This is a genomic window from Streptomyces polyrhachis (assembly GCF_042663125.1).
GTDB classification, from domain to species: Bacteria; Actinomycetota; Actinomycetes; order Streptomycetales; family Streptomycetaceae; genus Streptomyces; species Streptomyces polyrhachii.
In genome coordinates, this window is sequence record NZ_JBHSZO010000038.1 from 1 (window position 1) to 12629 (window position 12629).

Genomic DNA, 12629 nt, shown 5'->3' on the forward strand with positions numbered 1-12629 from the left:
CCCGCGCCGCCGCCGGCCGGCCGCCCGGGCCGGCTGCGGCGCGCCGGTGCGGCGATCCGCCGGACGCTGCCCGCCTCCGCCCTCGCGGCGCTGTCCGGCGTCGCCCTGGCCTTCGCCTTCCCGCCGTACGGCCTCTGGCCGCTCTCCCTGCTCGCCGTGGCGGCACTGGCGCTGCTGGTCCGCGGCGGCGGTGCCGGCCGGGCGAGCTGGCTGGGCTTCGCCTTCGCCTTCCCGTTCTTCCTCGTGCTGCTCGCGTGGCTGCACGTCATCGGCTGGGACGCCACCATCGGCCTCGCGGCCGTCCAGGCGGCGTTCTTCCTGGCGCTCGGCCCCGCCCTGGCGGCCGTCTCGCGGCTGCCCGGCTGGCCGCTGTGGGGCGCCTGCCTGTGGGTGGCGCAGGAGTGGGCCCGCGACCGGATCCCCTTCGGCGGCTTCCCCTGGGGCCGCCTCGCCTTCGCCAACACCGACTCGCCCTTCACCCCGCTCGCCGCGCTCGGCGGCGCCCCGCTCGTCACCTTCGCGGTGGCCCTGTGCGGCTCGCTCCTCGCGGCGGCGCTCCTGGCCGCCCGTCGGCTGCGGGAGGCACCGCGCCCGGCAGCGGCGGGTCCGGCAGCTTGGGCCGTCCGCGGCCTGGTGCTGCCGGCCGGACTCGGCGTCGCCGTCCTCCTCGCCGGCTTCGCCGTCCCGGTGCCTTCGGCGGCCGACGAGACCGTCCGTATCGCCGTCGTCCAGGGCAACGTGCAGCAGCCCGGCATGAACTTCCTCGGCCGTCCCATGATGATCCTGGAGAACCACGTCGCCGCCACCGCCGAGCTCGCCGCCGACGTACGGGCGGGGCGCACCCCGCGCCCGGACCTGGTGATCTGGCCGGAGAACGCCTCCGACCTCGACCCGTACACCGAACCCGAGGCGCGCGCCGCCATCGACGGGGCCGTCCGCGACATCGGCGTGCCCGTCCTCGTCGGCGCCCTCGTCGACTACCCGCACAAGGAGGGCTACGTCGAGAACCAGGGCATCGTCTGGGACCCCGTCAAGGGCCCCGGCGCCTCGTACACCAAGCAGCACCCGGTGCCCTTCGGCGAGTACGTGCCCTTCCGCGAGCAGCTCAGCAAGGTCATCACGCGGCTGCAGCGCGTCCCGCGCGACTTCTACCCCGGCGACCACACCGGAGTGCTGCAGGTCGGCCCCGCGCGGCTGGGGGACGTCATCTGCTTCGAGGTGGCGTACGACCAGATCGTCCGCGACACCGTGAACGCCGGGGCCCGCGCCCTGGTGATCCAGACCAACAACGCCACCTACGGCAACACCGGCCAGCCCCAGCAGCAGCTCGCCATGTCCAAGCTGCGCGCCGTGGAGCACGGCCGGGCGATCGTCACCGCGGCCACCAGCGGCATCAGCGCCGTCGTCGGCCCGGACGGGACGATCCGCCAGGAGACGAAGGAGTTCACCCGCGACGTGCTCACGGCCGAGCTGCCGCTGCGCGACGACCGGACGCTCTCCGACCGGCTGGGTCCCGGACCCGAGTGGGTGCTCGCTATCGTGGGCCTCGTGTCCTGCGCAGCCGCCTACCTCCTCGGCCGCCGCGCCCGCAAGGAAGGGAAGGGCCAGCTGTGAAGCAGGGTGGACAGCGGAGTTACGGACCGCTGGGCCGCGTACTCGTGATCATCCCGACGTACGACGAGGCGCAGAACATCGGACCCATCGTGGAGCGGGTGCGCGCCGCGGTGCCCGAGGCGCACATCCTGGTGGCCGACGACAACAGCCCCGACGGCACGGGCAAGCTGGCCGACGAGCTGGCCGCCGAGGACGACCACGTGCACGTCCTGCACCGGGCCGGCAAGGAGGGGCTGGGCGCCGCCTACCTCGCGGGCTTTCGCTGGGGCATGGACGAGGGCTACGGCGTGCTCGTGGAGATGGACGCCGACGGTTCCCACCAGCCCGAGGAGCTGCCCCGGCTGCTCACCGCGCTGCGCGGCGCGGACCTGGTGCTGGGCTCGCGCTGGGTGCCCGGCGGGCGCGTGGTGAACTGGCCCCGCCACCGCGTGCTGCTCTCGCGCGGCGGCAGCACGTACTCCCGGCTGATGCTGGACGTCCCCATCCGCGACGTGACCGGCGGCTACCGCGCCTTCCGCCGCGAGACCCTGGAGGGCCTCGGGCTCACGGACGTCGCCTCGCAGGGCTACTGCTTCCAGGTCGACCTCGCCCGCCGGGCCTCGCACTGCGGCTTCCACGTCGTGGAGGTGCCGATCACCTTCGTGGAGCGCGAGCGCGGCGACTCCAAGATGAGCCGGGACATCGTCGTGGAGGCCCTCTGGCGGGTCACCTCCTGGGGACTGGCCACCCGCGCGCGCCAGCTCCTCGGCCGCAGGCACACTTGAGTCATGACGACTCCCCAGCCGTACGAGGGCCCGGCGGGCCCGCCACCCCCCTCGGGCCCCGGTGCGCGCCCGCCCCGGCGACGGCGCGGGGCGGCCCGCTTCCTGCCGCTGGTAGTGGCGGGGTGGGTGGTGCTGGAGGTGTGGCTGCTGATCGAGATCGGCTCCCGCGTGGGGGTGCTCGGGGTGCTGGCCCTGATGGTCGCCGGAGCGGTGCTCGGCGCCGTGGTGGTCAAGCGGGCCGGCCGCCGGGCCTGGCGGGGGCTCAGCGAGGCACTCCAGCCGGGGGCGGCGCCGGGCGCGCGCCCGGACGGCTCCGGTAACGCGCTCACGATGCTCGCGGGGCTGCTGCTGATCTTCCCCGGCTTCGCCTCGGACGCCCTCGGGCTGCTCCTGCTGCTTCCTCCGGTGCGCTCCTTCGTCCGCCGCCGGGTGGAGCGGGCGGTGCGCCGGGCCGCCGTGCCCGATCAGCTGGGCGGCCTCAACACGGCGTTCACCCAGGCCCGTATCCACCGGCCGGACGGCAAGGTGGTGCAGGGCGAGGTCGTGCGGGAGGACGAGCCGCCGCAGGGCTCCTGAGCCTGCCGGGCGGCCCGTGCGGACCGGCCTTCGGGCGCCTGCGGATACGCCGAGGGCCTGCCCCCCTCAACCGAGGGGGGCAGGCCCTGAACGCAGGATCTCGGCCGTCAGGCCGACTTGCGGGTGTCGCGCGGGTGCACCGCGAGGTTCATCGCGCCCGAGCGCAGCACAGCCAGTCGCTCCGCGAGCACTTCTTCCAGCTCGTCGCGGGTACGCCGCTCCATGAGCATGTCCCAGTGCGTACGAGCGGGCTTGGTCTTCTTCTCCTCCGGACCGTCGCCGTCCACCAGCAGAGCCTGGGCGCCGCAGGTCTTGCATTCCCACTCCGGCGGGATCTCCGCCTCGACCGAGAACGGCATCTCAAAGCGATGTCCGTTCTCGCATGCGTACTCCACGGCCTGGCGCGGAGCCAAGTCGATGCCGCGGTCCGTCTCGTAGCTGGTCACCACGAGGCGCGTGCCGCGAAGAGCTCGCTCACTCATGAATCGTGCCTCCCGGGCTTGTCGCCCACAGGACAGGTGTCGCTGTCGTCGTCATCCGGGTCAACGTCCGGTGGGCGATGAAGATTCCCGTTTCGGAATACGCGTCGCCCGTCGTGCCGCCCCATTGCCAGTACCCGCTGTTGTCCGTTTTTTCACATACGAAAGGAGATGTCATCTTCTGAAGTCATCTCGCAGGATGCGTAACGGTCCACCGAGCGGGCCAAGGGCGTACCCTACCGGTCCGCGCCCCGGACCCCTAAATTGACGCGGCGCCGGTGGTGTCGCCGGCCGGGTCGGCCGGGCGGCCCGGCGCGATCGCCTTCGCGGGGCGCGGGGCCGGGTCCGGGCGATTCCGGTCGATCGTGAAGGCGCGCAGGAAGTACTGCGACAGCGGGCCGATGGCGACGGCGTACAGCACCGTCCCGACGCCCACCGTGCCGCCGAGCGCCCAGCCGGTCGCCAGCACGGTCACCTCGATCAGGGTGCGCATCGCGCGGATCGAGCGCCCGGTGCGCGCGTGCAGTCCCGTCATCAGCCCGTCGCGCGGGCCCGGGCCGAAGCGCGCGGTGATGTAGAGCCCGGTGGCCGCGCCGTTGAGGACGATGCCCGCCAGCAGCAGGGGGATCTGGTACGGCAGGCTGTGCGCGTCCGGCGTGAGCGCCATCGCGGCGTCCATGGAGGCGCCGACCAGCACGACGTTGGACACCGTACCCAGCCCCGGGCGCTGGCGCAGGGGGATCCACAGCAGCAGCACCAGGGCGCCGACGATGATCGAGACGGTGCCGATCGAGAGGCCGACGCGCTCGGCCACGCCCTGGTGGAAGACGTCCCAGGGGTCGACGCCGAGCCCCGCGTCGACGGTCAGTCCGCAACTGGCCCCGTACAGCAGCAGCCCGGCGTAGAGCTGGACCAGCCGCCGCGGGAGGCGGGGCTCGCGCGCGAGGCGGCGCACGGCGCGGGCCGACCGGGAGGTGGACTGGGTGGTGGGCTGGACGGTGGACTGGGCGGTGGAGCGCGGCGTGGACTGCGATGAACCGGACAAAGTTCATCCCCCTCTGGCATTGGCGGACCGACACGTGCCACTCTGTGGCCCGGAAACCTCTCGGCTCCATGGCCAATCCAGGAAAGGTGGACTGGTAGCGATGGTTCAGTGGACCTCGGCGATCGGTGCGGTGCAGCTGGCCCGGCTGCTGCGCTCCCAGCAGCCGCCCGCCGGCCGCAAGGTCGCCGCCTACCGGGCACTGGCGGACGGCGTGCGGCTGCTGGTGCTGGAGGGGCGCATCCCCGTCGCCACCCGGCTGCCGGCCGAGCGTGAGCTGGCGCTGGCGCTCTCCGTCAGCCGTACGACGATCGCGGCCGCCTACGAGTACCTGCGGGCGGCCGGCTTCCTGGAGTCCCGGCGCGGCGCGGGCAGTTGGACCTCGCTGCCGGCCGGCCACCCGCTGCCCACCCGCGGCCTGGAACCGCTGCCGCCCGAGTCCGACGGCTCGATGATCGACCTGGGCTGCGCCGCGCTGCCAGCCCCGGAGCCGTGGCTGACGCGCGCCATGCACGGGGCGCTGGACCAACTGCCGCTATACGCCCGGACACACGGCGACTACCCGGCCGGGCTCCCGGCGCTGCGGGAGGCCGTCGCCGCGCGCTACACCGCGCGCGGGGTGCCCACCATGCCCGAGCAGATCATGATCACCACCGGGGCGATGGGCGCCATGGCCGCGCTCATCCGGCTCTTCGCCGGCGGCGGCGAGCGGATCGCCGTGGACTCGCCCTCGTACGCCAACATCCTGCAGCTGATGCGCGAGGAGGGTGCGCGGCTGGTGCCGGTGGCCATGGGGGAGGGGCTCGCGGGCTGGGAGCTGCCCGTGTGGCGGCGCATCCTGCGCGACGCGGCGCCCCGGCTGGCGTACGTCATCGCCGACTTCCACAACCCCACCGGCGCGCTGGCCGGCGCCGAGCAGCGCCGCGCCCTGGTGGAGGCGGCGCGGTCGGCCGGTACGGCGCTGATCGCCGACGAGACGATGATGGAGATCTCCCTGGACGGCGGGCCGCAGGAGATGCCGCCGCCGATGTGCGCCTTCGACCCGGGCGGTTCGACGGTGGTGACGGTCGGCTCGGCCAGCAAGGCGTTCTGGGCGGGGCTGCGGATCGGCTGGGTGCGGGCCGCGCCGGAGATCATCCGCTCGCTGGTCTCGGCGCGCGCGTACGCGGACCTGGGTACGCCCGTACTGGAGCAGCTGGCGGTGGGCTGGCTGCTGGAGACGGGCGGCTGGGACGAGGCGGTGGCGCTGCGGCGGGAGCAGGCGCGGGCCAACCGCGACGCCATCGCCGGGGCACTGCGCACGCACCTGCCGCAGTGGCGCTTCGAGCTGCCGCGCGGCGGACTCACGCTGTGGGTGCGCACCGGCGGGCAGTCGGGCTCGCGGATCGCGGAGGCGGGGGAGCGCTTCGGGGTGCGGATCCCGTCCGGGCCGCGCTTCGGGGTGGACGGCGCCTTCGAGGGCTTCGTACGGGTGCCGTTCATCGTGGACGGCGCGGTGGCGCAGGAGGCGGTGGCGCGGCTGGCGGCCGCGGTGCGTTTCGTGGCGGAGGGCGGGACCTCTCCCGCGGAACCGGTGGGTTCGCTGATCGCGTAGGGCCGCGGCGAGGGCGGGGGAGGGGTCGGCTCACCGCCGTCGGGACCCTTGCGCTGGGCGACGGCGGCGAGCCACGGCGAGAGACTATAGATATGTGGCAAAACGGACGGACTTCTGCGGAGGTGCCGACGGTGTCGGGGCGACGAAACACCTGAAAGGCCGCCAGGACCAGGTGTGGCCCCTGCGGCGGCCCGAACGAACCATCTAGGGTTCGGGGCTGAGCCGAAATCCCGTTCGCCTGACGCCTTGCGGAGGACCCATGCGCCCCACGATCGTCGTCGCTCTCGAAGAGGGGCTGCGGAGGCTGTTCTTCACCCCGGAGCAGTGGGGGGAGCTGGAGGCGGCGGGGGAACTGCGGGTCTGCGGCGTCGATCCCGAGGAGCTGGCGAAGGAGCTGGCCGCGGCCGAGGTCGTCGTCACCGGCTGGAACACCCCGCGGCTGGCGGGTCCGCTGCTGGCGGAGGCACCCCGGCTGAAGCTCATCGCCCACACCGGCGCGGCGCTGCGCTTCCTCGTCGGCGAGGAGGTGTTCGCCCGCGGTATCCGTGTCTCGCAGGCCGGCGAGGCGATGGCGCCCGCGGTGGCGGAGGTCTCCCTGGCGTTCACCCTCGCGCTGCTGCACCGCATCCACCGCTTCGACCACGCCCTGCACTCCGGTGCGGGCTGGACGCGCACCAAGTACGGCACACTGCCGGCCAGCGAACTGCGCGGCTCGGTGATCGGGGTGGTCGGCGCCTCGCGGACCGGCCGCGCGTACATGGAGATGGTCCGGGCGCTCGGCGGCGTCCTGCTGCTCGCCGATCCGCTGGCGGACGCCGACCGGGCGGCCGCTCTGGGCGCCGAACTCGTCTCCCTCGACGAGCTGTTGCGGCGCTCGCGCATCGTCTCCCTGCACGCCCCGGCGATCCCCGAGACCCGCGAACTCATCGGCCGCCGCGAACTGGCGCTGATGCCCGACGGCGCCGGACTGGTGAACACCGCCCGCTCCTGGCTGGTCGACTCCGCGGCCCTCTTGGACGAACTGCGCGACGGCCGACTGGACGGCGCGCTGGACGTGTACGACGAGGAGCCGCTCCCCGTCTCCAGCCCCCTGCGCGGTCTGCCGAACGTCCTGCTCACACCGCACGAGGCGGCGGGCGCGGTACAGGTGCGCCGGCGGCAGGGACGCATCGTGGTGGACGAGATCGCCCGGCACCTGGCCGCCGAACCGCTGCGGCACGAGATGACGCGGGAGATCCTGGCGACGACCGCGTGAGACGACCGCGTGAGACGCCCGCGTGACCGCAGGCGCCGCGCCTCAGCCGCCTGGGCCCCGGCGCAGCAGCGTCCCGGCGTCCCGCAGCGTGGCGGAGATGCGCTCCAGCGCCCCGTCGTCCCGGTCCACCGCCTCGTAGCGACGGCCCTTCGCGGTGCCCCAGCGGCGCGCCACCGCCGCGGGATCCTCCCCGAGCAGCAGCCCCGCCGCCTGCGCCGCCGCGCCCAGTGCCACCACCTCCTGGGCACGGGGCACCTGTACGGGGCGCCCGCTGAGCCGGCGTACCGTCTCGCGCCAGGCGGCCCCGCGGGCGCCGCCGCCGATCAGCAGCAGCGGGGCGCCGGGTTCGCCCCGCGTTCCGGTCACCAGCTCCAGCGCGGTCAGCAGCGCGTACACGGCGCCGTCGTAGGCGCACTGCAGCAGCTGTCCGGGGGTGGTGTCGTGCCGCAGCCCGGTCAGCAGTCCGGAGGCGTGCGGCAGATGGGGGGTGCGCTCGCCGTCGAGGAAGGGCAGCACCACCGCCGTCGAGCCCGCCTCCACCTCCTCCCGGGAGCGGCCGAGGAGGGCGGCGAACCGGTCCACCGCCTGCGTGCAGTTGAGGGTGCAGGCGAGCGGCAGCCAGTCCCCGCGGGCGTCCGCGAATCCGGCGACCGTGCCGGTGGGGTCCGCCGGCCGCTCCTCGCAGACCGCGTAGACGGTGCCGGAGGTGCCGAGGCTGAGCACCGGTTGCCCGGGGCGCAGGCCGAGCCCGAGCGCCGCCGCCATGTTGTCGCCCGTCCCGGCGGCGACCAGCGCGCCGCGGGGGAGCGGCAGTCCGGCCTGTACCGTGCCGGCCGCCTCCCCGGGCCGCAGCACGCGGGGGAGGCGGTCGGAGGGCAGCCCGACGTGCGCGAGGGTCTCCTCGTCGTACACCTCACCGCGCGCGTCCCACCAGCCGGTGCCCGAGGCGTCCCCCCGGTCGGTCACGGCCGTCCCTGTCAGCCGCTCCGTCAGGTAGTCGTGCGGCAGCCGTACGGCGGCGGTGGCGGCGGCCGCCCCGGGCTCGTGCTCCCGCAGCCATGCCCACGTGGTGACCGTGAAGGACGGCGCGGGCACGCTGCCCGTGCGCAGGGCCCACGCCTTCGCCCCGCCCAGCTCGGCGAGCAGGCGCTCGCGCTGCGGCGCGGAGCGGACGTCGTTCCACAGGAGCGCGGGGCGCACCGGCTCGCCGTGGCGGTCGAGGGTGACCAGGCCGTGCTGCTGCCCGGCGACGGAGACGGCCGCCACCTGGCGTACGGCGTCGCCGCAGTCGGCCAGCGCCTCGCCGAGCGCCCGCCACCAGTCCCTCGGATCGCTCTCGCGCGCCGCGCCGCCCGCCGTCACGGTGTGCGGGGCGCGGCCCTCGGCCACGACGCGGCCGGTGTCCGCGGAAACGACGAGCACCTTGACCGACTGCGTCGAGCTGTCCACACCGGCGACGAACGGACCCATGGCGACCTCCGCGTGTTCTTCCCCGGACCGGACGTGCGCACTAATTTGTCGAGGACTCTAACGAACGCGTCGGGGTGGCGACAGACGGACGCAGGCGGACCCTGACGGACCCTGACGGACCCTGACGGACACAGCCGCGGAGGGCGTCATGACGTACATCCCCACCCCGCAGGACAGGTTCACCTTCGGCCTGTGGACCGTCGGCTGGCAGGGCCGCGACCCCTTCGGGGACGCCACCCGCCCGGCGCTGGACCCCGTCGAGACGGTGGCGCGGCTGGCGGAGCTCGGCGCGTACGGCGTGACCTTCCACGACGACGACCTCATACCCTTCGGCGCCTCGGAGGCCGAACGCGAGAGGCACGTCAAGCGCTTCCGGCAGGCACTGGACAGCGCGGGCCTGAAGGTGCCGATGGCCACCACCAACCTCTTCACCCACCCCGTCTTCAAGGACGGCGCCTTCACCGCCAACGACCGCGGTGTACGCCGCTACGCCCTGCGCAAGACCATCCGCAACATCGACCTGGCCGCCGAACTCGGCGCCACCGTCTACGTCGCCTGGGGAGGCAGGGAGGGCGCGGAGTCGGGCGCCGCGAAGGACGTCCAGGCGGCACTCGACCGGATGAAGGAGGCATTCGACCTGCTCGCCGAGTACGTCACGCGGCAGGGTCACGCCCTGCGCTTCGCCCTCGAACCCAAGCCCAACGAACCGCGCGGCGACATCCTGCTGCCGACCGTCGGGCACGCCCTGGCGTTCATCGAGCGGTTGGAGCGGCCCGAACTCTTCGGCGTCAACCCCGAGGTGGGGCACGAGCAGATGGCGGGGCTGAACTTCCCGCACGCCGTCGCCCAGGCCATGTGGGCCGGAAAGCTCTTCCACATCGACCTGAACGGGCAGAGCGGCGTGAAGTACGACCAGGACCTGCGGTTCGGCGCCGGCGACCTGCGCTCCGCGTTCTGGCTCGTCGACCTGCTGGAGCGGGGCGGATACGCCGGTCCGCGCCACTTCGACTTCAAGCCGCCGCGTACGGAGGACGGCGCCGGCGTGTGGGCCTCGGCGGCCGGCTGCATGCGCACCTACCTGATCCTGAAGGAGCGCGCGGCCGCCTTCCGGGCCGATCCCGAGGTCCGCGCGGCGCTGCTCGACAGCCGGCTGGACCAGCTGGCGCGGCCCACGGCGGACGCGTCCGGGCTGGCGGGGCTGCTGGCCGACCGCAGTGCCCTTGAGGACTTCGACGCGGACGCGGCAGCGCGGCGCGGGATGGCCTTCGAGCGGCTGGACCAGCTGGCGGTGGAGCATCTGCTGGGCGTGCGGGCGGCGTGCGGGCGGTGAAGCGCCCGCGGTCCTCGCGACGGCCCCCGTCTCGCTGAGGTAACAGCCACATATCGTGCCCGAACAAGGGTTCAACCCGGGCTGGGTGCGGGATACCTTTGCTGGCCACGGCGCTCGGTGGAGTGATCCCTTCGCGTACAGGACCGCCGTGTCGATCTCTGACTCCCCGGTCCCGCGCCGCCGTCCCCGGCGGCGTCGCGATCCGGGGAGCCGGGCGGGAGGGGCGCGGTGCGGAAGGTTCCGGCGTGGAGAGCGCCTGCCGGACGGGGTACGTGGCGGCCGGCCGCCGCTGTCAGCCTGCTCGCCGTCGCGGCCGCCCTCACCGCCAGCGGATCGCCTGCTTCCGGCAGTACGGCGACCCCCGTCCCGGCGCCCCGCGCGGTACTCGCCGCGCCCGACGCGCCGGCGGCCCGCGCGCTGCCGCCCCAGGCCGCGGACCGGCACGCCACCCCGGTGCGCGCGCCCGACCCGGCGAAGGCGGTCCGCGGGGCCCTGGACGCGCTGGGCCCGCACGCCGGGCGCTACACGCTCGCCGTCCAGGATCTGGACACCGGGGCGCGGGCGGTCTACGGCGCCCGCACCGGTACGTACGACACGGCGAGCATCGTCAAGGTCGACATCCTCGCCGCGCTGCTGCTGCGCGGTGAGCGCGACGGCGCCGCGCTCACCGCCGTCCAGCGGCAGTGGGCGTCGGCGATGATCCGCTCCAGCGACAACGAGGCCACGGACCGGCTGTGGAGCGTCCTGGGCGGTCCGCAGGCCCTCGACCGCGCCAACGGCACCCTGGGCCTGGGCGCCACCACCGCCGGCGGCTGGGGGACCTGGGGGCTGACGCAGACCACCGCCGCCGACCAGCTCACGCTGCTGCGGGCGGTCTTCGCCGAGGACTCGCCGCTGTCAGGGGAGTCCAGGCGCTACGTCGCCTCGCTGATGGGCGCGATCGTCCCGGGCCAGGACTGGGGCGTAACGGCAGCCGGGCCCGGGGCGCCGCGCGTGCTGAAGAACGGCTGGCTGATGCGCAGCCGTACGAAACTGTGGGACGTCAACAGCATCGGCGTCGTCGAACGCGACGGGCACCGGCTGCTGCTCAGTGTTTTGACGGCGGACCAGCCCACCCGTGAGGACGGCATAGCGCTGGTGGAGCAGGCGGCTTCGGCGGCCGTACGGGCCCTGGTGGAGACGAGCCCGCCCACGGCGTGACCCGCCGGCCGGTCACGGCAGCGGCTGCGGCGGGCGCGGTCCCGTGTAGCTGCCGCTGGGGCGCATCCGCAGCGGCCGCTCCCCGTACTCCTCCAGCGCGTGCGCGATCCAGCCCGCCGTACGGGCCACGGCGAAGACCGTCTCGCCGGCCTCGGCGGGCATGCCGGCCGAGGACGACAGGACGGCCAGGGCGAGGTCGACGTTGGCGTGCAGCGGGGTGTGGCGCGCGGAGATCTCGACGACCTCCTGCGCCGCGTCCAGCGCCCGCCGGGCCGCGGGCACCTCGTCCAGCAGGCTGAACAGCAGCTGGGCGCGCGGATCCTCGCCGGTGTAGAGCCGGTGGCCGAGTCCGGGCACCCGGCGGCCGGCACGGAAGTGCTCGGAGACCACCGGCGCCGCGCCCCGCTCCAGCACGTCCAGCAGCATCCGGTGCGCCAGGCCGCTCGCCGCGCCGTGCAGCGGGCCGTCGAGTGCGGAGAGGCCGGTGGAGACGACCGCGTAGGGGTTGGCGCGGGCGGAGGCGGCGACCCGGGCGGCGAGGGTGGAGGCGGCCAGGTCGTGGTCGATGAGCAGGACGAGCGCGGAATCCAGGCAGCGCAGGGCCGCGGGGTGGGGGGACGCCGGGCTGAGACGCGTCCACAGGCGGTGGGCGAGGGGCGCGCCGCGCGCGGGTGGGCGGCCCGCCGCCGGGAGCGCGTCGGTGAAGGCGGCGACGAGGCCGCGCGTCGTGGTGTGCACCGCGGGGGCCGACAGGTCGAAGCGCAGGGGGTCGGCCGCCGCGGCCGCCACCGCCACGGTGCGCAGCCCGTCCACGGGGGTGGCGTGTGCGGGCAGGGCCGCGACGGCCGCCCTGGCGGCGCGGAGCAGCTCCTCCCGGGCGGTGAACCGCAGCCCGGGGGTGAGCCGGCCGGTCCAGAGCCAGTCGGCGACCTCCTCGTACGGATACGCCTCCGCGAGGGCCGTCGCCTCCACTCCGCGGAAGTAGTAGCGATCCCCGTCGATCAGGGTGACGGCCGTGCGGACGGCCGGGGAGCCGGGCGCCGCGCCCTCCGCTCCGGCGCTGCCCGCACGGGGCCGGCCGTGGCGGCGGGCGAGGGTCTCGACCTCCTGCGGATCGAAGGAACTGCCGCGCGCGCCGGGGGACTTGCGGCTGGTGAGCAGCCCGCGGCTGACATAGGCGTAGACGGTCTCGGGCTTCACCCCGAGCCGTTCGGCGACCTGCTTGGTACTCAACCCGTCCTGATGACCACTCATGATGTCGTCCACTCTAGAACATTGATTCAATCAACGTTGACAGGATTTCGG

At 74.5% G+C, this 12629-nt stretch carries 11 protein-coding genes; 7 read left to right on the forward strand and 4 right to left on the reverse strand.

Features of this window, described 5'->3' with window-relative positions:
* From lnt to fxsA, 3 genes are all read left to right on the forward strand, one after another.
* The coding region (gene lnt / locus ACFQLX_RS21015) for an apolipoprotein N-acyltransferase (protein ID WP_386417417.1) at positions 1-1614 on the forward strand (1614 nt) is incomplete at its 5' end.
* Complete coding sequence (locus ACFQLX_RS21020) at positions 1611-2378, forward strand: polyprenol monophosphomannose synthase (RefSeq protein WP_386417419.1); 768 nt, start codon at positions 1611-1613, stop codon at positions 2376-2378. The genes lnt and ACFQLX_RS21020, both read left to right, overlap by 4 nt.
* A 3-nt stretch (positions 2379-2381) precedes the next feature.
* Complete coding sequence (gene fxsA, locus ACFQLX_RS21025) at positions 2382-2954, forward strand: FxsA family membrane protein (RefSeq protein ID WP_386417420.1); 573 nt, start codon at positions 2382-2384, stop codon at positions 2952-2954.
* A 107-nt stretch (positions 2955-3061) separates the two neighbouring features.
* On the opposite strand, the gene ACFQLX_RS21030 is transcribed toward fxsA, so the two are convergent.
* Both ACFQLX_RS21030 and yczE read right to left on the reverse strand, forming a co-directional pair.
* Positions 3062-3436, reverse strand: a complete 375-nt coding sequence (locus ACFQLX_RS21030) for an RNA polymerase-binding protein RbpA (RefSeq protein ID WP_386417421.1) — start codon at positions 3434-3436, stop codon at positions 3062-3064.
* Between the two features lie 256 nt (positions 3437-3692).
* The gene (gene yczE, locus ACFQLX_RS21035; protein WP_386417495.1) at positions 3693-4388 is read right to left on the reverse strand and encodes a membrane protein YczE; all 696 of its coding nucleotides are present in this window, start codon (positions 4386-4388) and stop codon (positions 3693-3695) included.
* Positions 4389-4578: 190 nt separating this feature from the next.
* On the opposite strand from yczE, the gene ACFQLX_RS21040 reads away from it, so the two are divergent.
* The gene (locus tag ACFQLX_RS21040; RefSeq protein ID WP_386417422.1) at positions 4579-6069 is read left to right on the forward strand and encodes an SCO1417 family PLP biosynthesis transcription factor; all 1491 of its coding nucleotides are present in this window, start codon (positions 4579-4581) and stop codon (positions 6067-6069) included.
* Positions 6070-6328: 259 nt separating this feature from the next.
* Positions 6329-7324 carry a hydroxyacid dehydrogenase gene (locus tag ACFQLX_RS21045; protein WP_386417423.1) on the forward strand — a complete coding sequence of 332 codons (996 nt, stop codon included), beginning with the start codon at positions 6329-6331 and terminating at the stop codon, positions 7322-7324.
* A gap of 42 nt (positions 7325-7366) precedes the next feature.
* Here ACFQLX_RS21045 and xylB read toward each other — a convergent pair whose 3' ends face one another.
* Positions 7367-8794: a xylulokinase gene (gene xylB / locus ACFQLX_RS21050; protein ID WP_386417425.1), complete on the reverse strand. Its 1428-nt coding sequence runs from the start codon at positions 8792-8794 to the stop codon at positions 7367-7369.
* A gap of 148 nt (positions 8795-8942) precedes the next feature.
* Here xylB and xylA point away from each other — a divergent pair, with 148 nt between their 5' ends.
* The gene (gene xylA / locus ACFQLX_RS21055) at positions 8943-10124 is read left to right on the forward strand and encodes a xylose isomerase (RefSeq protein WP_386417427.1); all 1182 of its coding nucleotides are present in this window, start codon (positions 8943-8945) and stop codon (positions 10122-10124) included.
* Positions 10125-10352: 228 nt separating this feature from the next.
* The gene (locus ACFQLX_RS21060; protein WP_386417429.1) at positions 10353-11324 is read left to right on the forward strand and encodes a serine hydrolase; all 972 of its coding nucleotides are present in this window, start codon (positions 10353-10355) and stop codon (positions 11322-11324) included.
* Between the two features lie 12 nt (positions 11325-11336).
* On the opposite strand, the gene ACFQLX_RS21065 is transcribed toward ACFQLX_RS21060, so the two are convergent.
* Entirely contained in the window at positions 11337-12578 is a 1242-nt protein-coding gene (locus tag ACFQLX_RS21065) for a citrate/2-methylcitrate synthase (RefSeq protein WP_386417431.1), read from the reverse strand.
* Positions 12579-12629: the final 51 nt, after the last annotated feature.